Source organism: Drancourtella sp. An12 (assembly GCF_002160935.1).
In the GTDB taxonomy this organism is placed as follows: Bacteria; Bacillota; Clostridia; order Lachnospirales; family Lachnospiraceae; genus Sellimonas; species Sellimonas catena.
The window spans coordinates 1-24,864 of the sequence record NZ_NFLO01000033.1 but is presented as its reverse complement, the minus strand read 5'-3'; the positions used below and the strand labels follow the sequence as shown (position 1 = coordinate 24,864).

The 24,864-nt window shown below is 46.8% G+C and carries 18 protein-coding genes and 1 tRNA gene; 17 read left to right on the top strand and 2 right to left on the bottom strand.

From position 1 onward, the window contains the following. Positions 1–141: 141 nt before the first annotated feature. Complete coding sequence (locus B5E64_RS17350) at positions 142–717, bottom strand: xanthine phosphoribosyltransferase (RefSeq protein WP_087169687.1); 576 nt, start codon at positions 715–717, stop codon at positions 142–144. 167 nt (positions 718–884) lie between these two features. On the opposite strand from B5E64_RS17350, the gene B5E64_RS17345 reads away from it, so the two are divergent. Beyond that, positions 885–956 (top strand) — tRNA-Arg (locus B5E64_RS17345). A 53-nt stretch (positions 957–1,009) separates the two neighbouring features. Here B5E64_RS17345 and B5E64_RS17340 read toward each other — a convergent pair. Beyond that, entirely contained in the window at positions 1,010–1,912 is a 903-nt protein-coding gene (locus tag B5E64_RS17340) for a deoxyribonuclease IV (RefSeq protein WP_087169686.1), read from the bottom strand. Between the two features lie 166 nt (positions 1,913–2,078). On the opposite strand from B5E64_RS17340, the gene argS reads away from it, so the two are divergent. The 16 genes from argS to B5E64_RS17260 all read left to right on the top strand — a co-directional run bounded on the left by argS (position 2,079) and on the right by B5E64_RS17260 (position 24,749). Continuing rightward, complete coding sequence (gene argS / locus B5E64_RS17335; protein ID WP_087169685.1) at positions 2,079–3,845, top strand: arginine--tRNA ligase; 1,767 nt, start codon at positions 2,079–2,081, stop codon at positions 3,843–3,845. A gap of 4 nt (positions 3,846–3,849) precedes the next feature. After that, the gene (locus B5E64_RS17330; RefSeq protein ID WP_087169684.1) at positions 3,850–5,016 is read left to right on the top strand and encodes a DHHA1 domain-containing protein; all 1,167 of its coding nucleotides are present in this window, start codon (positions 3,850–3,852) and stop codon (positions 5,014–5,016) included. Then, on the top strand, positions 5,006–5,899 hold the full coding sequence (locus tag B5E64_RS17325; protein ID WP_087169683.1) for a CPBP family intramembrane glutamic endopeptidase: 894 nt from the start codon (positions 5,006–5,008) through the stop codon (positions 5,897–5,899). The genes B5E64_RS17330 and B5E64_RS17325 overlap by 11 nt, the downstream gene beginning before the upstream one ends. 187 nt (positions 5,900–6,086) lie before the next feature. Further along, positions 6,087–7,343 carry a C40 family peptidase gene (locus tag B5E64_RS17320; RefSeq protein WP_087169682.1) on the top strand — a complete coding sequence of 419 codons (1,257 nt, stop codon included), beginning with the start codon at positions 6,087–6,089 and terminating at the stop codon, positions 7,341–7,343. 180 nt (positions 7,344–7,523) lie between these two features. Beyond that, on the top strand, positions 7,524–8,279 hold the full coding sequence (gene rpsB / locus B5E64_RS17315; protein ID WP_087169689.1) for a 30S ribosomal protein S2: 756 nt from the start codon (positions 7,524–7,526) through the stop codon (positions 8,277–8,279). Between the two features lie 34 nt (positions 8,280–8,313). After that, positions 8,314–9,234, top strand: a complete 921-nt coding sequence (tsf, locus tag B5E64_RS17310) for a translation elongation factor Ts (RefSeq protein ID WP_087169681.1) — start codon at positions 8,314–8,316, stop codon at positions 9,232–9,234. A 486-nt stretch (positions 9,235–9,720) separates the two neighbouring features. After that, positions 9,721–10,080, top strand: coding sequence for a hypothetical protein (locus B5E64_RS17305; RefSeq protein WP_162610226.1), 360 nt, complete (start codon positions 9,721–9,723; stop codon positions 10,078–10,080). A gap of 345 nt (positions 10,081–10,425) precedes the next feature. Continuing rightward, positions 10,426–11,673 (top strand): bacteriophage abortive infection AbiH family protein, encoded by a 1,248-nt coding sequence (locus tag B5E64_RS17300; RefSeq protein ID WP_087169679.1) that lies wholly within the window; start codon positions 10,426–10,428, stop codon positions 11,671–11,673. Between the two features lie 149 nt (positions 11,674–11,822). Beyond that, positions 11,823–12,650 carry an AAA family ATPase gene (locus B5E64_RS17295; RefSeq protein WP_087169678.1) on the top strand — a complete coding sequence of 276 codons (828 nt, stop codon included), beginning with the start codon at positions 11,823–11,825 and terminating at the stop codon, positions 12,648–12,650. Then, the gene (locus B5E64_RS17290; RefSeq protein WP_087169677.1) at positions 12,604–13,539 is read left to right on the top strand and encodes a ParB/RepB/Spo0J family partition protein; all 936 of its coding nucleotides are present in this window, start codon (positions 12,604–12,606) and stop codon (positions 13,537–13,539) included. Before B5E64_RS17295 ends, B5E64_RS17290 begins: the two co-directional genes overlap by 47 nt. A gap of 227 nt (positions 13,540–13,766) precedes the next feature. Then, positions 13,767–17,981 carry a SpaA isopeptide-forming pilin-related protein gene (locus B5E64_RS17285; protein ID WP_242960293.1) on the top strand — a complete coding sequence of 1,405 codons (4,215 nt, stop codon included), beginning with the start codon at positions 13,767–13,769 and terminating at the stop codon, positions 17,979–17,981. A 152-nt stretch (positions 17,982–18,133) separates the two neighbouring features. After that, positions 18,134–18,472, top strand: a complete 339-nt coding sequence (locus tag B5E64_RS17280; RefSeq protein ID WP_087169675.1) for a hypothetical protein — start codon at positions 18,134–18,136, stop codon at positions 18,470–18,472. Between the two features lie 36 nt (positions 18,473–18,508). Next, complete coding sequence (locus B5E64_RS17275) at positions 18,509–18,718, top strand: hypothetical protein (RefSeq protein WP_087161990.1); 210 nt, start codon at positions 18,509–18,511, stop codon at positions 18,716–18,718. Further along, positions 18,715–18,993 (top strand): hypothetical protein, encoded by a 279-nt coding sequence (locus B5E64_RS17270; protein ID WP_087169674.1) that lies wholly within the window; start codon positions 18,715–18,717, stop codon positions 18,991–18,993. Before B5E64_RS17275 ends, B5E64_RS17270 begins: the two co-directional genes overlap by 4 nt. Positions 18,994–19,782: 789 nt before the next feature. After that, on the top strand, positions 19,783–20,181 hold the full coding sequence (locus tag B5E64_RS17265; protein WP_343284104.1) for a TnpV protein: 399 nt from the start codon (positions 19,783–19,785) through the stop codon (positions 20,179–20,181). A 122-nt stretch (positions 20,182–20,303) separates the two neighbouring features. Then, the gene (locus tag B5E64_RS17260; RefSeq protein ID WP_087169673.1) at positions 20,304–24,749 is read left to right on the top strand and encodes a DEAD/DEAH box helicase family protein; all 4,446 of its coding nucleotides are present in this window, start codon (positions 20,304–20,306) and stop codon (positions 24,747–24,749) included. The last annotated feature ends 115 nt before the right edge of the window (positions 24,750–24,864 follow it).

Genomic DNA, 24,864 nt, shown 5'->3' with positions numbered 1-24,864 from the left:
GACAGACTTGGATATCCATCCATGACTGCCCACTATCTGAAAGTACGTGTAAACTATTGAACCGCGTAGTACCGAACGGTACGCTACGTGGTGTGGAAGGGGAGGGTCAAATCTCCCCTATCCGATTCTGCTTTGCCTTATCTAATCTTCTTTAAATGTGAGAGAAGTGTCGGTCATGGATGAAATGATCGCAAGAGATTCCAGATGGATACCAAGATCACGGATCTTGTCGCCGCCCTGCTGGAAGCCTTTCTCAATAACGATTCCGGCACCTTCAATGGTAGCCTGTGCATCCTTGACGATGGAGATCAGCCCGAGAAGGGCGCATCCGTTTGCCAGAAAATCGTCGATGATCAGGACATGATCGTCCGGTCCGAGGAACTTCTTGGAGAGAATCACATCGTAAGTCCGTTTGTGTGTGAAAGACTCTACCTTGGAATGGTAAACTTCTCCGTCGATATTGATGCTCTGTGCCTTTTTCGCAAAAACAACCGGAACATGGAAATACTGTGCCGCGATACAGGCGATCCCGATTCCGGAAGCTTCGATTGTCAATATTTTTGTAATCTTTTCAGAAGGGAACCGTCTGCGGAATTCCTTTCCGATTTCATTTATTAAGTCAATGTCCATCTGATGATTCAGGAAGCTGTCGACCTTCAGGACATTTCCCGGCTTGACAACCCCGTCTTTTAAGATACGTTCTTTAAGAAGCTGCATGATAATTCCTTCCTTACAAGATTTTTTATTTAACATATATCATACTGAATGGAAAGAAAAATTTCAATGAAAAACTGAAAAATATCCGGAAATTCGTCGAATTTTTTCTCTTTACAATCTGTAAAAGATGTGGTATTATAATCAATGCGTTCACATGACGCAGAAATACACCTATAGCTCAGGGGATAGAGCACCGCCCTCCGGAGGCGGGTGCGGCGGTTCGAATCCGCCTAGGTGTGTAAAAACCTGTCGGATTTTTCGACAGGTTTTTTTTGTTGTTGTCCGGGAAATGTTACGCAGGTTCTTCAGAAAACTTGCGGTTTCGGAGCATCTCAATTTCGCGGCGGTAAGGCGGGAGCGTTTTCTTTGGATTTTCGACGGAAGGGATATAAGGTGTTTCCAGAATCTTTGGTACTTCCATGAAATCTGGATGGTGTACGATGGAAGCAAGAGCCTCAAATCCGATTTCGCCCTGACCGATATTGGCATGGCGGTCTTTTTGTGCACCCCGCGGATTTTTGCTGTCATTGATATGGAAGACCGCAATCTGGTCTTTTCCGAGAATCCGGTCAAAGGTTTCGATGACACCGTCAAAATCATTCCGGATGTCATATCCGCTGTCATGTGTGTGGCAGGTGTCAAAGCAGACACGAAGCTTTTCATTATAGGTGACGCCGCTATAAATCCGGGCCAGCTCTTCAAAGGAGCGGCCAAGCTCTGAGCCTTTGCCTGCCATCGTTTCCAGCGCGATCTGACAAGGGGTATCTTTTGTCAGTACTTCATTAAGCCCTTTGATGACCTGAGCAATCCCGGCATCTACACCGGCGCCGACATGGGCACCCGGATGAAGAATGAGCGTGCGGCTTTGGCATGCTGCTGTACGTTCGATTTCCAGAGCGAGAAACTCGACCGCAAGCTGAAAGGTCTCCGGTTTCACAGAATTTCCAAGATTGATAATATAAGGTGCGTGAACGACAATATCAGAAATGTGATGGGAGTTCATAAAATCCCACGCTTCCGGGATACGAAGCTCGCTGATGTCTTTCCGTCTTGTATTCTGAGGCGCGCCGGTATAAAACATAAAGGTATCAGCCTGATAGGAGGCCGCTTCTTTGGCTGAGCCAAGCAGCATATCTTTTCCGCTCATCCCGACATGGGAGCCGAGAAGCGGAGTTTGTCTTTTTTCTTTTGTCATAGTGATTTCCTCTCAAAACAATAATGATTTCTGTTATTATATACTAAAAGAGAAAAAAGCGCAAGAGCTCAAAAATATGGTTGTTGGAGATTCTTTCCTATGTTAGAATATAAGGAACGTAATTTTATATAAAAATCAGAGAAATAAAGAAAGAAGGACGAATGAGATGAAAAAACTGGTAGATTTTCTGGAAGAGGAAATGAAAGCAGCATTTGAAAAAGCAGGATATGACGGAAGCTTTGCGAAAGTGACCTTATCCAATCGTCCGGATTTATGTGAATATCAGTGCAATGGAGCGATGGCAGCGGCTAAGACCTACCACAAAGCTCCGATTATGATTGCGGGGGACGTACTGACTCACCTTCAAGAGAGTGAAGCACTGGAGGATGTACAGGCGGTAAATCCGGGATTTATCAATATGAAAGTAAAAAAAGAGTTTCTTTCTTCCTATGCAGAAGAGATGAGAAAGTCCGGGCAGCTTGGCGTAGAGCATGCAGCTCAGAAGAAACGCATCATTATGGATTTCGGAGGCGCAAACGTGGCAAAGCCGCTTCATGTGGGACATCTTCGTTCAGCAGTAATTGGGGAAAGTTTAAAGCGGATTCTGCGGTTTAAGGGACATGAGGTTATCGGAGATGTTCATCTTGGAGACTGGGGATACCAGATGGGACTTGTCATTACAGAGCTTCAGAAACGGAATCCGGATCTTCCGTATTTTGACGAGCAGTTCACCGGTGAATACCCGGAAGAAGCACCGTTTACAATCAATGACCTGGAAGAAATCTATCCATATGCGAGTGCCTATGCAAAAGAGCACGAGGACTATAAAGAAGAAGCTCTGAAAGCGACATTTGAGCTTCAGAACGGAAGAAGAGGATACCGTGCACTCTGGAAGCACATCATGAACGTATCGATTGCCGATCTGAAAAAGAATTATGAAAACCTGAATGTAACATTTGACCTCTGGAAAGGAGAGGCAGATGCACAGCCGTATATTCCGGATATGGTGGAAATGCTCAAAGAAAAAGGATTCGCTCATCTGGATCAGGGGGCTCTCGTAGTCGATGTCAAGGAGGAGACAGATACAAAGGAAATTCCGCCGTGTATGATTCTGAAGTCAGACGGAGCAGCCCTCTATGATACGACAGATCTTGCCACACTTGTGGAAAGAGAAGAACTCTATCAGCCGGATGAAGTAATCTATGTGGTTGACAAGCGTCAGGAACTTCACTTTGTACAGGTGTTCCGCTGCGCAAAGAAAACGGGAATTGTTCCGGAGGATACCAAGCTGACTTTCATCGGTTTTGGAACGATGAATGGAAAAGACGGAAAGCCGTTTAAGACAAGAGCAGGCGGTGTCATGCGTCTTTCCGATCTGATTCGTGAAATCAACGAAGAGATGTCCCAGAAGATTGCGGAAAACCGGACAGTTGCTCCGGAGGAGGCTGAAAAGACAGCTCAGATGGTCGGACTTGCAGCATTAAAATACGGAGACCTTTCCAACCAGGCATCCAAAGACTATGTCTTTGATCTGGACAAATTTTCTTCTTTTGAAGGAAATACAGGACCGTACATTCTGTACACCATTGTCCGGATCAAATCCATCCTGAATAAATACGCCGAAAACGGAGGAAATCTGGATACATGTTCCGTGAAAGCACCGCACTCTGATTCTGAGCGGGCGCTGATGCTGGAAGCAGCGAAATTTACCGCAGTCCTGGATCAGGCATATGAAGAGCTTGCTCCTCATAAGATCTGCGGTTACATTTACGATCTGGCAAACAGCTTCAACCGTTTCTACCATGATAACAGAATCCTTGGCGAAGAGGATGAAGAAAAGAAGCAGGGATATATCGCACTGCTTGATCTGGTAAGGACGATTCTGGAGACCTCCATCGATCTGCTTGGATTTGAAGCGCCGGAAAGGATGTAGGACTATGACAGAACGACTGTATAATCAGGATGTCTATACAAAAACCTTTACTGCAACGGTTCGTTCCTGCCAGGAAGCATCCGGCAGGGATGGATATGAAGTAATTCTGGACCGTACCGCCTTCTTTCCGGAAGGCGGAGGGCAGTATGGAGATATCGGATGGCTTTCCGGGATCCGGGTGACGGATACACAGGAGAAAGACGGGGAAGTCATCCATTATACGGAAGAGCCGCTGGAAGCAGGAAGCACGATCGACGGAGAGATAGACTGGAAGATCCGGTTTTCCAGAATGCAGCAGCATACAGCAGAGCACATTTTGTCCGGGCTGGTACATAAACGGTTCGGATATCAGAATGTAGGATTTCATCTCGGAGATGATCTGTGCACCATGGACTTTAACGGACCGGTCACAAAAGAGCAGATGGAAGAGATTGAACAGGAGGCCAACCGGGCTGTTTACCAGAATATCCCGGTTCAGATTCTCTATCCGTCCGAAGAAGAACTGGAAGGAATGGAGTACCGAAGCAAGATTGAAATCGACGGTCAGGTGCGCATTGTCTGGATCCCGGGGTATGACCGGTGTGCCTGCTGCGCTACCCATGTCGGCTCTACCGGAGAAATCGGACAGATCAAAGTGATCGCCATGATGAATTATAAGGGTGGAGTCCGCGTGACAATGGTAAGCGGGGACAGAGCTCTGGCAGATCATGAAAAACGCGAAAAAGATATGAAAGAGATTTCGGCGATGCTTTCTGCAAAAGAAGATGAACTTCCGGAGGCAGTCAGGAGACTGAAGGATGAAAATGAAAACCAGAAGCATCAGATCATTGAACTGCAGAGAAAAATGACTGCCCTGAAGGCACAGCAGGTTCCGGAAGGAACATACAGCCAGTGCCTGTTTGAGACGGATCTGGATCAGACCGGCATCCGGGAACTGATGAATCACGTTCTGGAACGAAGTGTTGCTGTGTGCGCTGTTTTCCTGAAACGGGGCGAGCAGTACCAGTATGTAATCGGAAGCCAGAAAAGGGATATCCGTGATCTGGGCAAAAAGCTGAACGAGAGATTTCATGGACGGGGCGGCGGAAAGCCGGGCATGATCCAGGGCTCTCTTACAGGTGAGGAAGAGGAAATCAAAGCATATTTTGAGGAGATAATCAATGTTCAATAATCAGCCAAACAGACAGCCGGGAAATCCGTTTGCGAGAATCATTATTCCGATTTTGATTTACTGGGCGATCAATTTCCTTGTGGATATTGTTGTTGTCGCGGCTTATCTGGCTGCGCGTGCACAGGATCTGCTGCATGCCTATGAAAGCCAGACTGCGTTTCAGACATTTATGGAAGAAACACTGACATTTGCGCTGAGCCATTCGACGGAAATTACGTCGGCGGCGGCAGTGCTGGCGCTTCCAATTTATATCTACATGATGAGAAAGGATGAGAAATACCGAAGGTTGTTTACGGTACCGGATCCGGATTCCGGCAAAACATCGGCATGGACCTATCTGTATGCAGTTCTGCTTGGAGTGACAGCCGGAGTTGCGCTGAACAATATCCTGATTCTGAGCAATATCAGCAGCATCAGCGCTTCTTATCAGACAACGTCAGCAGGACTTTACGCTTCACCGGTGATCATCGAAGTGATTGGACTCGGAGTGATTGTACCGGTTCTTGAAGAGTGCCTGTACAGAGGAGTTATTTTCAGAAGAATCCGGGACATGGTAGATGCCAGAAAAGCCATTTTGTTTTCCGCGCTGATTTTTGCCGTTGTGCATGGAAATATTGTACAGTTTCTGTATGCGTTTGTATTCGGACTGCTTTTGTCATATGCCTATGAGACTTACGAAAGTATCAAAGCACCGGTTTTGCTGCACTGTGCAGCAAATCTTGGCTCAGTGCTTCTGACGGAAACGAATGCGTACGAATGGATATTCCAGACACCGCTGAGGATGGGAATTATTACTGTTGTCTGTGCATTTGCGGCGTCTGTGTTCTTTGTACAGATTCGAAATATGGAGAACACAAAAAAAAGCGGGCATGGCCAGCCATAGATTTCAGGCGTGCGAATTGGACGTATTTCATTGATTTCAGGCTGTATGAAGGAATAGTCATAAAAAATGTTACAAAATTATTAAAAAACATTGCAAAGAATAGAAGAATAAGATATACTAGACCTTGTAGTGAAAAAAGAAGGACCGAAAGAGTTCGGACATGCAGTTTTAGACAGGAGAGAAGAGAATGAACAAATTTGGGAAGAGACTGGTGATAGCATTGATGGCTAGCTCAATGCTTGCAACTCCGGTTTATGCGGCACCGAATACCGATGAAATCAAAGCTGAAAAGGAACAGAAAGAAAAAGAAGTCGAGTCTGTACAGGCACAGCTTCAGACGATGGTTTCCAAGATTTCTGAGACAGAAGAAAAGCTGGTCAGCAAAGGAGAGGAAATCCAGAAGGCGAAAGAAGATCTCGCCGCAGCTGAGGAAAAACAGCAGCAGCAGTATGAGTCGATGAAAGTCCGGATTAAATATATGTATGAACAGGGCGATACGAAAGCTCTGGAAGATCTGTTTACATCAAACAGCATTGCAGACTTTCTGAATCAGGCAGACTATATTGAAACCGTACATAATTACGACAGAGAAAAGCTTCAGGAATATGTAGAAACAACAAAAAAGATTGAAAACCTGAAAAAGACCCTGGAAGAAGATCTTGCAAATCTGGAAGAGATGCAGACATCTTTCGAAAGCCAGAAAGAACAATTAAGTCAGACACTGGCTGAGAAACAGGCAGAAGTAGAAAATCTTGATCAGGAGCTTCAGGCAGCGATTGCGCAGGCAGCAGCAGAAGAAGAGGCAAGAAGAAAGGCGGAAGAGGAAGCCCGGAGAAAGGCGCAGGAGGAAGCGGCTGCAGCAGCGGCGGAAAGCTCTTCCAGTTCCAATACGACTTCCAGCCAGTCAGGTTCATCGGGAAACCAGAACAGCAATACATCCTCTGGCTCATCCTCGGGGAATACGACATCCAGCAGTGGAAGTTCTAACAGCGGAAGTTCCAGCAGTGGAAGTTCTAATAGTGGAACATCTAACAGCGGAAGCAGCACATCCAAACCGAGTACAGGTTCCGGATCCAGTTCCAGCAGTTCAGGCGGATCCAGCACAAGCAATGCAAGTGCTGCAAGTGTGATTGTAAGCGCTGCAAGAAGCTGTCTTGGTACACCGTATGTATGGGGCGGCAACACACCGGGATCAGGACTTGACTGTTCCGGTCTTGTAAAATATTGCCACAGTGTGGCAGGTATCAGCGTAGCGAGAACATCCTCCGCTCTTGGAGCAGGCGGTAAGGCAGTATCCAGCCCGCAGCCGGGAGATGTCGTATGCTATGTTGGACATGTTGGTATCTATATCGGAGGCGGACAGATGATTCACGCACCGCAGCCGGGAGATGTCGTAAAGGTTCAGAGCGTTTACGGAAGCCCATGGTACAGAAGATACTGGTAAAATCAACGTAAAATATAAGAATTCATGAAAAAACGGCTTGCATGGCCGTTTTTTCTATGTTATACTACGAATGTTGCAAAAAAACACGCATGCGGTTACTTTCGGCGGTGCCGGCAAAAGCGCGGTTCCGGAAGGCAGAAACATGCGGAAGTAAAAAACCACAAATATGGAGGAAGAAACATGAGCGTTATTTCAATGAAACAACTTTTGGAAGCCGGTGTTCACTTTGGACATCAGACAAGAAGATGGAACCCTAAGATGGCTGAGTACATCTACACAGAGAGAAACGGAATCTACATCATCGACTTACAGAAATCCGTTGGAAAAGTAGATGAGGCTTATCAGGCAGTATCCGATATCGCAGCAGAAGGCGGCACAATCCTTTTCGTAGGAACAAAGAAACAGGCTCAGGATGCTATCAAAACAGAAGCAGAGCGCTGCGGAATGTTCTATGTAAACGAAAGATGGCTTGGCGGTATGCTGACAAACTTCAAGACAATCCAGAGCAGAATCGAGCGTTTAAAAGAGATCGAAGCAATGGCTGAAGACGGAACATTTGACGTGCTTCCGAAGAAAGAAGTTATCGCATTAAAGAAAGAATGGGAAAAACTTGAGAAAAACCTTGGCGGTATCAAGAACATGAAGAGACTGCCTGACGCTATTTTCGTAGTAGATCCTAAGAAAGAAAGAATCTGTGTTCAGGAAGCACATACACTTGGAATTCCGCTGATCGGTATCGCTGATACAAACTGTGATCCGGAAGAACTGGATTATGTAATCCCGGGAAATGACGATGCAATCAGAGCAGTTAAACTGATCGTTTCCAAGATGGCAGACGCTGTTGTAGAAGCAAATCAGGGAGCAACTGGCGAAGAAGTATTCGAAGGCGAAGATACAGAAGCAGTTGAAGAAGCAGAAGAAACTGTAGAAGAATAATCCATTTCGTACTAAGATTCAGGAGGAAAGCAAAATGGCAGTTACAGCAAGCATGGTAAAAGAATTAAGAGAAATGACAGGCGCAGGAATGATGGACTGTAAAAAAGCTCTTAGTGAAACAAACGGCGATATGGACGCAGCCGTTGAATTTTTAAGAAAAAATGGTCAGGCAAAGGCTGAGAAGAAAGCTGGAAGAATCGCAGCAGAAGGTCTTGTTAAAGCAGCTGTAAAAGATGACAAGGTAGCAGCAATCGTAGAAGTAAACTCTGAAACAGACTTCGTTGCAAAGAACGCAGAGTTCCAGGGATTTGTTGATGCTGTAGTAAACCAGGCTCTGAATACAGAAGCAGCTGATATGGACGCATTCATGGCTGAAGCATGGAACGCAGATCCGTCCAAGACAGTTCAGGATGCCCTGACAGAAAAGATCTCTGTGATCGGAGAAAAACTGAACATCAGAAGATTTGAGAAAATCACATCTGAAGGATGCGTTGTTGCATACATCCACGGCGGCGGAAGAATCGGTGTTCTTGTAGAAGCTGATACAAACGTTGTAAACGATGAAATCAAAGCATGCTTAAAGAACGTAGCAATGCAGGTAGCAGCTATGTCTCCGAAGTACGTATCCCGTGATGAAGTTTCTCAGGAATTCATGGATCACGAAAAAGAAATCCTTCTTGCTCAGGCTAAGAAAGAAAATCCGAACAAGCCGGACAACATTATCGAAAAGATGATCATCGGACGTCTCAACAAAGAACTCAAAGAGTTCTGTCTGTTAGATCAGGTATACGTTCAGGACAGCGACCTGACAGTTGGAAAATATGTAGAAAAAGTTGCAAAAGAGAACAACGCAGAAGTTACTGTTAAGAAATTCGTTCGTTTTGAAACAGGCGAAGGAATCGAAAAGAAAGTTGACGACTTTGCAGCAGAAGTAGCAGCTCAGGCTGGTATGTAATCCGAAAAGTTGCAAAACAGATGGGAATGTAATTTCCTAAAACCAAAGGTGCTTGAAGCCCTTGAAAATCCCGTAAAACGGGCATTTTCAAGGGCTTTTTTGCGTTCCGGAGCGAATCCGTAAAGTATCATAAATTATCGCTTTTTACGGGCAAATTTGGGGGATTTTTGGGGGAAGAGTTGGGGGAAGGCTATCCCCCAAATGCCATGTGAAACTTCGCCTCTTTCTTCTGAAATGAACAGGAGAAGTTTGCGTGTCGTTTCTTTTTGGGGGATAACGCTATCCCCCAAATTTGAACGTGAGTGAGTGTATCTTCCCCCAAATTATCATAAGTTATCAGCAGAAGAAACAGGCAAACTCTGTTTATGAATAAGTGAATATGGAGAGATTTTGCAAAAGGCCGTTTGTTCTTTATAGTAGAGAGCAGGCGGCTTTTTTGCCTTCTATAAATATATGGCTTTTGCCAGATTTAAAGAAAGAGAGGAAATGTCAATGAAGAATGATGACAACAAGATCAAAGATGTAAGAAATACTGCAAATCTGATTTCCGGAGCCTATACACTGCCCTTGATAGAAAAACTGTTTTACGATAGCCAGAAAATCTCGGATATGGACGATATTTATTTTGCCATAGCTGCGTTGGTTGATACCGGCAGAATCAGCGAGGCTTTCCATATGATGAGAGGATTGTTTGGCATTGCCGGCATGGAATGGCCGCAGGAAATCACACAGATAGAAAAGTTGGAAGAGCTACATGAAGCTTTTGTCTCAGAATTCATTTTTGATTTTTATGATGTGATTGAGGATAAAAGATTAGAAACAGAAGAGGAGGAAATTCCCGTTTAATAATCGGGAATCATACATAGCCATACTACTTTTAGATATAGAGACACTCTGTTTTTAGGAGGTTTTAATGAGAAGTTAATTTCAAAATTATGGAAGTGGTATATTGCTTGATGAAAAAAGATAATTTATAATTATTTTGGGACAGAGATTAGAATATTGTATGAATATTTTGTCTCCTAGTGTGCCGGGGACGGGAAATGAGGAATATCTGATGTTTTTTCGTGCTGTTTAGTCCAGATTTTGTGGACAGTATAGGACGAAACGGACTGGATGATACCAGGCGGACAAAATGATTTTGTGATTTTTTGCAGAAAAAATTCGTAATGAGGAGTAGATAAACAAAGCATGAATATTTTGATTATTGGAAATGGATTTGATATTGCGCATGGTCTGCCTACAAAATATGTAAATTTTTTAGAGTTTGTAAAGGTGATTAAGCAGATATTAAATACAAAAAAATTAAATGAAGTAAATTGGGGGAGTATTCATCCAGAAGTGAAATATATAATTGAGAAGAACACAGGAAATATAAGAAATAATTTGTTTTCGCAAAGTGTGATGTGGAGTGATTTGCTTGATGATAACATTTGGATAGATTATTTTCTACAAAATGATATGCATGGGAAAGAAAATTGGATAGATTTTGAGAGTGAAATATCAGATGTAATTAAGTCATTGGATTATGATATACATGGAGGAGAGAATGATTTTGACTTATATGATGAAATAATGAAAAACTTATCTAATGAGTATTTAGATTGTCATGAACAGTTGAGAGAATTAGAAAGTTTCAAAGAACTTAGAGATCGATTATATGAGGATTTAAATAAATTAATCCGTGCCTTAGAATTGTATTTAACCGAATATGTTAGTCAAATAGAATGTAAAATTATTTCTCCAGATATAAGTAAAATTATTATGAAAATTATTGAGCATGAAGATGGTACTAGAGGGGCAACAACTAGTAAAATAGTATGTTTTAATTATACAGATACGTTGGAGAGAGTTTATAAATATTGTAGAACTGAGGACATAGATTATATACATGGTAAGGCTGTAATTGACAATACAATCGAAACAAATAATATGGTTCTTGGCATAGATGAGTTCCTTCCAGTGGACAGACAAAATATACATACAGAGTTTGTTGCATTTAAAAAATTTTATCAAAGAATATATAAGCAAACTGGATGTAAATATAAAGAATGGGTTGATAAAATAAGAGAAGATTACTACTCATATTTACAAAAACAAACGAAAGAAATAAATAGAGGAGAAAATGGTATACAAGATAGTCTTAATAGATTGCCTGAATCTGTTTTAAGAGATCAAAAGTGTAAACGACATAATCTTTACATTTTTGGACATTCATTAGATGTAACAGATAAAGATATTTTGAGAGATTTGATATTAAATGATAATGTATATACAACTATTTTCTACCATAATAAAGATGCAATGGGGCAACTGATTACAAATTTAGTTAAAATAATTGGAGAAGAAGAATTAATTAAAAGAACGGGAGGAAGAACAAAGACAATAGAATTTAAGCAACAACAAGCTATGATTTTAAATAAAGCAGGATATCAATAGGAAACAATAACTAAATACAGAAATTACATAGCCGGAAGGTTTTCAATTTACGAAAATCCTCCGGCTTTTTTCATGTCTATTTTTATACATAGCCATTTCCCCCTACACGGGAAGATGGCTATTAAATTTTTAGGAAAGGAGGGAACCGTATGGTAAATTGCAAAGTAATTGCGATTGGCAACCAGAAAGGCGGAACAGGGAAAACCACCACGACCGTCAACTTAGGGATCGGGCTTGCCAGAGAAGGGAAAAAGGTACTTTTAGTGGACGCTGATCCACAGGGCGATCTGACAACCTCACTGGGATGGCCGGAGCAGGATAACTTTTCTGTGACACTTGCCACACAGTTAGAGGGGATTGTGGCTGACCGGGAAATGGATAGCCACGCCGGAATTTTACACCATGAGGAAGGCGTTGATCTGATCCCGTCCAATATCGAACTGGCAGGACTGGAAGTTATGCTTGTTAACGCCATGAGCCGGGAACTCACTCTGAAAAACTATCTCAATGAAGTGAAAAGAGGATACGACTATGTGCTGATTGACTGTATGCCGAGTTTAGGTATACTGACGATCAATGCACTGGCGGCGTCTGACAGTGTGATTGTACCGGTACAGGCCCAGTATCTTCCGGCAAAGGGAATGACACAGCTTATGAAAACAATCGGGAAGGTGCAAAGACAGATCAATCCGGCGTTGAAGGTGGATGGTGTTCTTTTGACACTTGCGGATATGCGGACTAATCTGGCCCGTGTGACCGCAGAGAGTATCCGTCAGAATTACGGGAGAATGGTTAAGGTTTACCAGACTGTCATTCCGGTTGGCGTGAAAGCAGCGGAAACAAGTGCCGCAGGACAGAGCATTTACAGCTATGACAAAAACAGTACAGTAGCAAAAGCCTATGCGTCATTTACAAGGGAGGTGGTACGGGATGGCGAAAGGCAGAGAAATAAAACTGCCCCTTCCCGCAGCAGATGATCTGTTCAGTACGCAGGCGGAACGTGACGAGGCAAAACGGGAGTATGTAGCAGATATTCCTCTGACAGAGATCAGCGACTTTCCTAATCATCCGTATAAAGTAAAGCAGGATGAAAGTATGCTGGAACTGGCGGCCAGTATCCGGGAGAAAGGCGTGGTCAATCCTGCTCTGGTTCGTCCGAAACCGGAAGGCGGTTATGAAATGGTGGCAGGACACCGGAGAAAATTTGCCAGTGAGCTTGCAGGGAAAACGGATATGCCATGTATTGTGCGAAATCTGACCGATGATGAAGCTACGATTATCATGGTGGACTCTAACCTGCAAAGAGATAAAGTCTTACCGTCAGAAAAAGCCTTTGCTTATAAGATGAAACTGGACGCAATGAAAAGGCAGGCAGGAAGGCCAAGCAAAAATTCTGTGCCAGTGGCACAGGATTTAAGAGGAAAAACGTCAAGACAGCTTTTAGGAGAGGAAGTGGGGGAAAGTCAAGACCAAATTCGGCGCTATATCCGCCTTACTGAACTCATTACACCTATTCTGGATATGGTGGATGAGGGAAAGATTGCCATGCGTCCAGCGGTAGAACTGTCTTACCTGCCGAAAGAACAACAGCAGGCGCTTTTTGACACAATGGAACTGGAGGACTGTACACCCAGTCACGCACAGGCAATCAAAATGCGGAAGTTTGCAGAGGCAGGAAAGCTGAATGAGGATGTGATTCTGTCGATCATGACCGAAGAAAAGCCGAACCAGGTGGAGCAGTTTAAAATTCCGAAAAAGAGGATTGACAAATATTTCTCTCCGGGAACCACGCCAAAGCAAATGGAAGACACGATCATTAAGGCACTGGAACTGTACCGCAGACGGGAGAGAGGACGGGAAAGGTAAGAGGACACCTGGGGAAAAGTGGGTTCCTTTGGTGCTTTCCTTTTTCCGGGGTTTCCGGTTTCCCCTCCCCACACCCTACCCCTTCCGGATTACCAGCAGTTTACCAGCCGAAAAGAAGAATAAGGAGCCGGTGGCTATCCACATTCCACCGGATCAGTACCCAGCCCTGCCAGCAAGCAGGGATTTTTTTATGTGGGCCGAAAGGCTCAGAAATGGAGGAGAATGAAGTGAAGAAAATCAAGCAGTTATTCAAGAAAGGGATCGCACTGGCGCTGGCGGCGGTCACGACACTGTCCGTCCTGCCGGCGAGCACGGTATCGGCTGCGTCCGAGCGGGCAACGATCACATTCGCTTACTGCTATGACGGAAACGGGAACACCATCCGTTATCAGCAGACAGTTTCCCACAATGGGATTACCTGCGGTCATGCGGGGGAGGCCAGAACCCGGATCTATGCAGACGGGGATAATGCCTACTGTATCGAGCCGGGAATCTCCCTGCATACCGGGAACACACTGGAGAAGGACGCTTCTGTGGTGTGGAACAACTTAGGAAAGGCGAAACAGGACGCTGTAAATCTTGCCCTGCTGTATGGCGCACAGGGCAGCATGGGCAGTCTGTCCGGCACGGAAGATGAAAAGGTGCTTGCGACACAGATGGTCATCTGGGAGATTGTGACCGGGTGCAGGAATGCCAGCGCCCCGTATGCTCAGACGGACGCCAAATTTTATAACAGCCTTTGCGTAGGCGGGGCGAACAGCGGGATAGCGGGGGCCTATCAGCAGATCATTTCCGGTATGGTCAGCCACGGAACCATTCCCAGCTTTGCGTCCGGAAGTACAGACAGCGCTCCGCAGGAACTGAAATGGGACGGCAAACAGTATGTATTGAAACTGACAGACAGCAACGGCGTCCTGTCGAAATTCAATTTCACATCATCCAACAGTGATGTAAAAGTCAGCACGTCCGGAAACACACTGACCATCACATCCAGTAAAGCGATTGCCGGGAACGTGCAGTTATCCGCAACCAAGAAGATTCCCACAGTGAGCAGCAGCGCCAAGCTGATTGCTTATGGAGATCCGTCTTTGCAGGATGTGGTAACAGGCGTGGAGAATACCGCAGCCGTGAAAGCGTATCTGAACGTGAAAATCCCCTATGGGCATATCCAGATCGTGAAAACTTCCGAGGACGGTGTGGTGGCCGGATTGAAATTCCAGATCACGGGCAACGGGATTGACCAGACTGTGACAACCGGGGAGGATGGAACGATCAAGGTGGAGAACCTTCAGCCGGGAACCTACACGGTAACAGAGCTGACAGAGAACCGCTATGAACCACAGAAAGCGCAGACAGTGGAAGTCAAAGGCGGGGAAACCGCTGCGGTGGACTTTTCCAATATCCTCAAGCGTGGAGATTTGAAAGTGACCAAGACTTCTGAGGACGGTCTGGTGGAAGGCATGAAGTTCCATCTCTACGGAACCTCTCTTTCCGGTATTCCGGTGGATGAATATGCGGTTACGGACAGTACAGGTGTTGCCACGTTTTCTGATATTCTGATCTCCGGCGATACGCCCTATACGCTGGAGGAAGTGGAGACAGCAGACCGCTATGTGGTTCCGGCGGCCCAGACCGTGACCGTCAACTGGAACGAAGTGACCAATGCCACCGTCCATAATGTACTGAAAAAGTTCCGGGTAACGGTCACAAAGACAGACCGGGAGACAGGAATCCCACAGGGAGACGCTACGCTGGCAGGCGCAGTGTACGGGATTTATGACGGAGATACGCTGATTGACACCTATACCACAGACAGCAATGGCAGCTTTACCACAAAATATTATGTGTGCGGGGATAACTGGACAATCCGGGAGATCAGCCCGTCCGAAGGGTATCTGCTGGATGAGACTTCCTATCATGTGGGAGCGGAGGCAACTCTTTACACGGTGGAGCTGAACGATACTTCCAATGACGTGACGGAACAGGTTATCAAGGGAAGGATCTCTATCATTAAGCACACGGATGACGGAAGTACGCAGATCGAAACACCGGAGGAAGGCGCAGAGTTCCAGGTGTATTTAAAGAGCGCAGGCAGCTATGACAGCGCAAAGGACAGCGAGCGGGATACGCTGGTGTGTGATGAGAACGGATATGCCGAGACGAAAGACCTGCCTTATGGCATTTATACGGTACACCAGACAAAAGGCTGGGAAGGCCGGGAAATGATCGGAGACTTTGATGTGTATATCAGCAGTGACGGAGAAGTTTACCGCTACCTCATCAACAACCGCCTGTTTGAATCCTATCTCAAGGTAGTCAAGAAAGACGCAGAAACCGGAAAGACCATCCCCCTTGCGGGAGCCGGTTTCCAGATCTATGACGAATCCGGAAACCTTGTGACCATGCAGTATACCTATCCGGAGGTCACAAAACTGGATACGTTCTATACCGGAAGTGACGGTTATCTGATTACACCGGAGGTACTGCCTTATGGAAATTACACATTGGTAGAGGTGCAGGCTCCTTATGGGTATGTACTGGATAGTACGCCGGTTCCATTTACAGTATCGGAGGAACAGTCCGGGGAGGACAGCGGAGTGACCGTGATCACGGTGGAAAAAGAGGATATGCCGCAGAAAGGCAAGATCCTTGTGACAAAAACCGGCGAGGAGTTCTCCTCTGTGCAGGTGTCTGGAGACGGTGTGGTGGACAAAGACGGGAACCTTGCGGAAGGCGAGAACATTTACACGCCTGTTTACGCAGTAACCGGGCAGGCCGGGGCGGTATATGAAGTAATCGCCGCCGAGGACATTGTGACGCCGGACGGAACCGTGCCGGCCGCCGCCGGGGATGTGGTGGATACCATAACCACAGATGAGGAAGGCAAGGCAGAGACAAAAGAACTGTACCTGGGCAAGTACCAGATTGTGGAAAAGACAGCGCCGGAAGGTCTGGTGCTGAATACAGAAAACCATGAGGTGGAGCTGACATATGCCGGACAGGAAGTATCTGTAACAGAGGCGGACACTGCTTTCTATAATGAGAGACAGAAAGTGACGGTTGACCTTACAAAGACACTGGAGCAGGATGAGGTCTTTGGGATTGGAAGTGCGGGAGAGATCCAGAACGTGGCCTTTGGCCTGTATGCAGCAGAGGATCTGACAGCAGCGGACGGTTCCGTGATTCCGGCGGACGGTCTGATCGAGATCGTGTTCTGCAGTACAGAGGGAACCGCTGCATTTCAGACAGACCTGCCTTTTGGCAAGTATTATGTGAAAGAAGATGCCACTGACCAGCATTATCTTCTGTCAGAAGAAACCTATCCTGTGGACTTTACCTACCAGGGGCAGGATACTGCTGTTGTCCATATTTCCGCAAATGAGGGAAATGCCATTGAGAATGAACTGATCCGGGGAAAGATCTCCGGACGGAAAGTAGATACGGATGGGGAGGCACTGGAAGGCGCAACGATTGGCCTGTTTTCTGCAGGTACAGAGGAATTTACGGAAGATACTGTCTTAATGGTAACTACTTCTGATGAGGACGGAGCCTTTGCCTTTGAGGATGTACCGTTTGGCAGATGGATTGTGCGGGAGATCGCAAGCCCGGAAGGATATGTGCTGAATGAGGCCCTCCACTATGTATCGGTTACGGAAGATGAGGAAGTGATCGAGGTGGAGCTGATTAACAAACTGATTGAGGGCAGTGTCCGTCTGACAAAAGTGGACGCAGAATATCCGGCGAACAAGCTGACGGGCGCTGTATTTGAGTTGTATGCAGATACGGACAAAGACCAGAAACTGACCGAAAAGGATGAGTTTGTGGGAGAAATCCCGGAAATCTCAGAGGGCATTTACCAGACGGACGGTCTGCTCTACGGAGGATATTTTGTAAAAGAAAAGACTGCGCCGGAAGGCTTCAAGCTGGATGAGAACGCCTATTACTTTGAGATCAGCGAGGACGGAAAAATTGTAGATGTGGAAAATGAGGCAGGCGTTGGCTTTATCAATCAGCCGATTACCGGAAAACTGGAACTGACCAAGACAGACGTTGCAGACGGGAAACCTCTTCCAAATGCCGGATTCCGCATTAAGGACGAGGATGGGAATATCGTTGCCACAGGCGTAACAGATGAGAACGGGATCGCCATCTTTACCCTGCGGTATGGAAAATACACCTATCAGGAGTACAATGCGCCGGAAGGTTACGAGATTGATGAATCCGAATACGCCTTTGAGATCAAGGAGGACGGACAGATCGTAAAGGCCACTATGACGAATGAAAAGATCCCGGAGGAATTGATTACGACACCGAAGACCGGGGACGACAGCAGGCCGGGTCTGTGGATCGGGTTATCCGCCCTGTCCGGAGCAGGCGTGGCAGCCTTTGGTATTCTGACCGCAGTGAAAATAAGAAAAAAGAAAGGGGAAAATAAAGCATGAACGCAAAGATGTGGATCACGGTCATTTTAGTGGCATTTATCGCAGGAGCGTTGATCTGGCTGAATCTGCGGAACCGGAAGAAATAGACAGAACGTGACAGGAGGCGGCGGTAAGCCGCCTCTTTACATACCGGACGAAAGGAGGAAAAGCCATTGATACAGAAGTTTAATACCGGGATTGCCAGACGGTATGGGATAGCCGCAGCTTTGCTTGCGGAGGCAATCTGGACGGAAATAAAAGAGAATGAATTTCATGGACGCTGCCAGTATGACGGGGAAACATGGATGTGCTGCAGCCGGAAAATGTTTCTGATCCGTATGCCTTATCTGACAAAACATATGGTCAGCACGGGCCTTGCAAGGCTGAAACGGGCAGGCGTCCTCATAAAAGGCGAGTGGAACAAAGGACAGTCTGACCGGACGGGCTGGTATACGTTTACGCCTTATGGGAGGAAGGTCATGGAAGAAAGCGAGGATGAGGACTATGCGTGAGAAAGAGCAGAAACGGACTGAAAGGAGGTGTGGAAGTTGGCACAGATCAACAATAAGGCTGTCCGTTCCCTCTCAAAGCTGATGGAGGCGGGATTTGACAATGAAAAAGCAGTTTTAAATATGACAATGGATGATATTTTGTCTCTGCCGGGGATCACAGTAGCAGAAATCGGGATGATCAATGAGATCCAGAAAGCAGTAAAAGCCGGAAAGTTCATAACATTTTTGGGAGGCGGGGAGATATGAGCAGTGAAAAAATGATCTGCTTTACGGACAGCCGGGGAAACCCACTTTTTTCTCTTCCGGACAGTTCTTTTCTGCGTCTGGAGTATGACAACGGGGATTGCTCCTGCGCTTTCTGCTGCTATCACAGTGAGGAACAGGTGGAAATAGACGGAAGGTGCAAGAATATTCGCCAGTTTGCAAGGCAGATGGAAAAGAATGGAATCCGGTATCGGCCCATGAGTGAGACAAAACGGAAAGGAGGCAGGGATGTATGGCAAAGAAGAAGTATGACTTGATCACAGACCTTTATACAGAGACTGTAAAAGAAGCAACTGCCAGTCCGGAAAACTGGCTGTCTTTCCTGCGCTCTGCCTGCCGGAACTTCCGCCTGCCTTTTGATGATCAGATTTTAATCTATGCACAGCGCCCGGAGGCGTCCGCAGTGCTGCCTATGAAAGTCTGGAATGAGAAGTTTGGGCGGTGGGTAAAGCGGGATCCCAAAGGGATCGCAGTTTTTGACAAGGACAGCCCGAAACTGAGATTGAAATACTATTATGACGTTTCAGATACACAGGAAGGACGTTACCGCCGACTGCTCCGTCCAGTGCCATTGTGGGAAGTGCCGGAAGAATATCAGCCGGATGTGAGGGAAACCCTTGCCAATGCTTTTGGCGTGGACGAGACAGTGACAGGATTTGCGGAAACCATACTGGAGGCGACAAAGATTGCGGCAGAAGACAACCTTGCAGATTATCTTCCGGATCTGATTTCAGAAAGAAAAGGAAGTTATCTGGAAGAGGTGGACGAGTACAACGTGGAGGTGGAGGCACGACAGCTTTTATCGGCCAGTGTTGCGTACATGGTCATGGTACGGTGCGGCGTAGATACCGATCTGTATCTGGACACAGAGGACTTCCGGAATATCACGGATTTTAATACGCCGGAAATGGTCAACCTGTTTGGCGTTGCGGCCAGTGATGTGGCGGAAATGGCACTATCCGAGATTTCCGATACCGTCAATAAGCTGAGAAAGGCAGAGAGAAAGAAAAATCGCACCTTTGCCGGAAGAGAGGCGGGCCGATATAATGAAAGCGAAAACAGAGAACAGATTACAGAAAGGGGCGTTACACATGAGAGCGATCACATACAGCAGACAGGGCGATTATCTTCTTCCGGATCTGACCGTGCCGGACGAACCGGAAGTACACCGTGGGAAGTACGCTTCCCTCCGACAGACTTATCTGAAGGAATACCGATACGGGATGTATCTGAACCTGCTGACAAAAGGGGAACTGAACCGCCATCTGAACGAAGTGCAGCGGGAGGCGCAGGAGAGGATGGAAGTTCTGACCGGACAGATGAAAGCAGCCTGGGGCGTGACAGAGGAACTGAAAGCGAAAGACCAGATGGCGTGGGTACAGCAGATGAACAACATCCGGCAGGCAGCGGAAGAGATCGTGATGAGAGAGCTGATCTACAGCTAACCGGACAGGAACCGCAGCCGGAAGAGGAAAGGCAGGAACCGACTGCAGAGTCAAAGCCAACGGTGGCAGAACAACAGTCATTATTAGAAGAACTGGCAGGAGAGGAATCTCCTGCTTTTTCTATGCCACAGGAAATCATTGACCATGCACTGCAGACCGGTTCTTCCTTTGAACATGGCAAATACAGAATTTACTCCTATTTTCTGCAAGAACACAGCAATAAGGAAAAAGCAGAATTTTTAAAGCAGGAATATGGTATGGGAGGATCTGTAACTGATTATTTAGGAGAAAGATTTCACCAGAATACAAATGCGAAAGGTTATACCATCCAGTGGAAGAATTATGAGACTACTCTGAAATGGACGGCGGTTGCAAAGAGGATAGATGAGCTGATCGCTGTCGGACGGTATATGACAGAGAAGGAACTGGAGTATATTCCGGAGTATGAAAAAACGATTTTGACAGGTAACATTTACGACTTTTTTTATAATCAGCCGGAAACGTTTTTACGTCCATATCCGTATGGCTCAGATTATCATAGAGCGATAGACCAGATCCGTCCGCAGCTTGATGATCCCAAACAGGTAAAAGAAATCCGTTCCATGATGGAAGAGGTTCTTGCGGGAATTGCAGATTACGATCAACGATACCCGTCCATGCAACAGGTGTATAAAGATCTTACGGATTACCGGGACGGAGTATTCCGTTTGTTTACTCCCATACCAGCCGAAAGAGAAAACACGCAGGCTCCCCCGGAGCCTGTTCCGGCACAGAGCCGGGATGAGGTTCTGGCAGGACGTCTCAACGCATTTTACCAGGCGTATGACTGGTATGAATACCAGGATACGATTGAGGCAGGAGAGACACAGGAGGATGTTCTGCGTCAGCTGCGGGAACAGTTGGCCGATCCCCAGTCTGTGCAGGAAATTTACAGCTATCTGATCAGTGTCCGGGAAGGGATGGACACGGAGGATGAAAACTATTCCGAAGTGTCTGCACTGATAGCCGGGATTGCGGACTTGCCTGCCATGAAGCCGCCTTATGACCTGCAGGTGGATACGATTGTCACAATAGGCACAAAAGAATATTCCATTGACTTTATCTCCGATGAGATGGTGGTTCTGCGTGACCAGATGTATCCGCTTTTCACAGAGGAAATGCCAAGAGAGGTGTTTGACCGCCGGGTACGGGAAAATCCGGCGAATGATCATCTGAAGGCGGGCAGGAAACCGTCAGAGGAACCAGCCGAAAAAGACAGGGAGGAACCGGCTGCCACACAGGAAATGGCGCAGGAGCAGGAGGACGGATTTACCGGAATAAAACCGGAGGACAATCCTTTTGAAAAAGAACCGGAAGAACTTCTGGAGGATCTGGCCCCGGCATGGACACAGAAGAAACCTGCCGGGAGGGTAAGAGAGTTTGATCCGCACCCGGAGATTCCCCAGGAGAGCCGCAGACAGTATCAGATCACGGATGAGCATTTAGGGGAGGGAACTGAAAAAGAAAAGTTCCGTGCCAACATCATGGCAATCCAGCTATTGAAGAAGTGTGAGGAAGAAAACCGCTTTGCCACACCGGAGGAACAGGAAATCCTTGCCGGATATGTTGGCTGGGGCGGCTTATCTGACGCTTTTGACGAGACGAAATCTTCCTGGTCAACGGAATATCTGGAATTAAAGACCGTTCTGACAGAGGAAGAATATATCGCTGCGAGACAGTCTACGCTGACTGCCTTTTATACGCCGCCGGTGGTGGTCAGTGCCATGTATTGGGCTTTGGAGAACATGGGGCTGAAATCCGGAAACATTCTGGAGCCAAGCTGCGGAATAGGAAATTTTATCGGACGAAAGCCGGAGAGCCTGTCCGACTGCAAGGTTTATGGTGTGGAAATCGACAGCATTTCCGCCCGGATCGCACAGCAGCTTTACCAGAAATCCACTATTGCTGCCCAGGGATTTGAGAACGCAGCTTTACCAGACAGCTTTTTTGATGTGGTCATAGGAAATGTACCTTTTGGAAGTTATAAGGTACTGGACAGGAAATATGATAAGCATAACTTTATGATCCACGACTATTTTATCGCAAAATCCATAGACAAGACGAGGCCGAAGGGTGTGCTTGCACTGATCACGTCTAACGGGATCAGCGGCGGGACAATGGATAAGCGGGATGACCGGGTGCGAAGATATATCGCCCAGCGGTGCGACCTGTTAGGTGCGATCCGCCTGCCAAACAATGCTTTCCTTGCCAATGCCGGTACAGAGATAAATACAGATATTCTCTTTTTCCAGAAACGGGAGACGCCGAGGGACTTAAATGTGGATCTGCCGGACTGGGTGGAAGTGGAGCGGCTCTATGAAAATGACCATGTGAATGAACAGGGCGAGAGCCGACACCGGGTGGTCAGTATCAATCCCTATTTTCAGCAGCACCCGGAAATGGTACTGGGCGAGCAGGAGATCGTATCCGGTCCGTATGGCCCACAGTTGATCTGCAAACCATATCCGGACAGGGATTTAAAGAATCTTCTGGCACAGGCAGTGGAGAACCTTGAGGCGGAGATCACGGATTATGAGGTGGAGGAGCTGGTGGAGGAAGAGGACCATTCGATCCCGGCTGATCCTTTTGTGGCAAACTTTTCCTATACGGTTTATGACGGGAAGATCTATTACCGGGAAAACAGCCGCATGAAGCCGGTGGAACTGTCCGTGACAGCGCAGAACCGTGTAAAAGGCATGATCGCTATCCGGGACTGTACAAGGGCATTGATCGGTTATCAGACCGAAGGATATCCGGAGGCAACCATAGCGGGTCAGCAGGAGAAATTGAACTTATTATACGACCAGTTCCAGAAGAAATACGGTTTGTTAAATTCCAGGGCAAACAGTATGGTGTTTTCTGATGACAGCAGTTATCCCCTTCTCTGTTCCCTTGAGATTGTGGCGGAGGACGGAACGCTGGAGCGGAAAGCGGATATGTTCACGAAACGGACCATCAAGCCTCACGAGACGGTAACGAAAGTGGATACCGCAAGTGAGGCTTTATCTTTGTCTCTCTCCGAAAAAGCCTGTATAGATATGGAGTATCTGTGTTCCCTGACCGGGAAAAGCGCCGGGGAGGTGGAAGAAGAACTAAAAGGCGTGATCTTGCGTCTGCCGGAGTCTGAGGGGATGGATCAGCCCCGATTTGTATCCGAGGACGAATACCTTTCCGGCAACGTGCGTCAGAAACTGCGGGAGGCGAAACGTGCGGCGGAGATTTCCGAGGTGTACCGGGGCAATGTGGAGGCACTGGAAAAAGTGCAGCCAAAGGATCTGACCGCTTCTGAGATCAGTGTCCGGCTGGGAGCTACATGGATACCGGAATCGGATATTGCCGACTTTATGTTTGAACTATTGCAGACGCCGAATTATTCCCAGTGGAAGATCAAAGTCCATTTCTCCCGACATACCGGGGAATGGAATATCGAAGGAAAGAGCATGGACCGGGGAAATCCCCGGGCCAATAATACCTATGGCACGAACCGGGTAAATGCTTATAAGATCATAGAGGATACGCTAAATCTGCGGGATACCCGTGTGTTTGATTATGTGGAAGATGAGGAAGGCAAGAGAAAACCGGTTCTGAATAAAAAGGAAACTGCCATTGCACAGGGAAAACAGGACTTAATCAAGCAGGCATTCCAGGAATGGATCTGGAAAGATCCGGAGCGCAGACAGAGGTTGACCGCAGATTATAATGAACGGTTCAACGCCATCCGGCCACGGGAGTATGACGGGAGCCACCTGCATTTCTATGGAATGAACCCGGAAATTACTTTGCGGAAACACCAGAAGGACGGCGTGGCCCGGATTATTTACGGAGGGAATACGCTGCTGGCTTATGTGGTGGGCGCAGGGAAGACCTATACGATGGTGGCGGCTGCGATGGAATGTAAACGATTGGGGCTGTGCAGTAAATCTATGATCGTTGTGCCGAATCACATCATCGAGCAGTTCGCTGCTGAGTGGCTCCAGCTTTATCCGGCAGCGAACATTTTAGTGGCGACCAAAAAGGATTTTGAGAAGAAAAACAGGAAAAAGTTCTGCGGCAGGATCGCTACCAGCGACATTGACGCTGTGATCATCGGACACTCCCAGTTTGAGAAGATCCCGTTAAGTGTCGAGCGGCAGGAACGTATGCTGCAGATGGAGATTGACGAAATCATAGAAGGAATCGCAGAGGCGAAAAAGATCCAGGGGAGCCGCTTTACGGTCAAGCAGATGGAGCGGACAAAGAAATCACTGGAAACACGTCTGAAAAGGCTCCATGACCAGAGCCGGAAAGACGACATGATCACGTTTGAGGAACTGGGCGTTGACCGTCTGTTTGTAGATGAAGCGGATAATTATAAGAACCTCTACCTGACCACCAAGATGAGAAATGTAGGTGGAATCGCACAGACCGAGGCACAGAAATCCTCCGATATGTATATGAAATGCCGCTATCTGGATGAAATCACGGGAGGGAAAGGCGTGATCTTTTCTACTGGAACCCCAGTCAGCAATTCTATGGTGGTGCGCCCGTAAGGGGCTGTAATAATCTTACCTTGAGCAAGTAATAGGGCAAGGTATCAAAGCGGAATAATCCGCACCCTATCGTCACCCGACTTATCCAAAAGGGGAAACCCGATGGGGAGTGTAG

What these genes read in the sequence shown, in the direction of transcription:
- B5E64_RS17325 (WP_087169683.1), top strand. Translation starts at nt 5,006, where the DNA reads ATGTTCAATAATCAGCCAAACAGACAGCCGGGAAATCCGTTTGCGAGA.
- B5E64_RS17290 (WP_087169677.1), top strand. Translation starts at nt 12,604, where the DNA reads ATGGCGAAAGGCAGAGAAATAAAACTGCCCCTTCCCGCAGCAGATGAT.
- B5E64_RS17320 (WP_087169682.1), top strand. Translation starts at nt 6,087, where the DNA reads ATGAACAAATTTGGGAAGAGACTGGTGATAGCATTGATGGCTAGCTCA.
- B5E64_RS17340 (WP_087169686.1), bottom strand. Translation starts at nt 1,912, where the DNA reads ATGACAAAAGAAAAAAGACAAACTCCGCTTCTCGGCTCCCATGTCGGG.
- B5E64_RS17265 (WP_343284104.1), top strand. Translation starts at nt 19,783, where the DNA reads ATGAAAGCGAAAACAGAGAACAGATTACAGAAAGGGGCGTTACACATG.
- B5E64_RS17350 (WP_087169687.1), bottom strand. Translation starts at nt 717, where the DNA reads ATGCAGCTTCTTAAAGAACGTATCTTAAAAGACGGGGTTGTCAAGCCG.
- rpsB (WP_087169689.1), top strand. Translation starts at nt 7,524, where the DNA reads ATGAGCGTTATTTCAATGAAACAACTTTTGGAAGCCGGTGTTCACTTT.
- B5E64_RS17300 (WP_087169679.1), top strand. Translation starts at nt 10,426, where the DNA reads ATGAATATTTTGATTATTGGAAATGGATTTGATATTGCGCATGGTCTG.
- B5E64_RS17305 (WP_162610226.1), top strand. Translation starts at nt 9,721, where the DNA reads ATGTCAATGAAGAATGATGACAACAAGATCAAAGATGTAAGAAATACT.
- tsf (WP_087169681.1), top strand. Translation starts at nt 8,314, where the DNA reads ATGGCAGTTACAGCAAGCATGGTAAAAGAATTAAGAGAAATGACAGGC.
- B5E64_RS17260 (WP_087169673.1), top strand. Translation starts at nt 20,304, where the DNA reads ATGCCACAGGAAATCATTGACCATGCACTGCAGACCGGTTCTTCCTTT.
- B5E64_RS17330 (WP_087169684.1), top strand. Translation starts at nt 3,850, where the DNA reads ATGACAGAACGACTGTATAATCAGGATGTCTATACAAAAACCTTTACT.
- B5E64_RS17270 (WP_087169674.1), top strand. Translation starts at nt 18,715, where the DNA reads ATGAGCAGTGAAAAAATGATCTGCTTTACGGACAGCCGGGGAAACCCA.
- B5E64_RS17295 (WP_087169678.1), top strand. Translation starts at nt 11,823, where the DNA reads ATGGTAAATTGCAAAGTAATTGCGATTGGCAACCAGAAAGGCGGAACA.
- argS (WP_087169685.1), top strand. Translation starts at nt 2,079, where the DNA reads ATGAAAAAACTGGTAGATTTTCTGGAAGAGGAAATGAAAGCAGCATTT.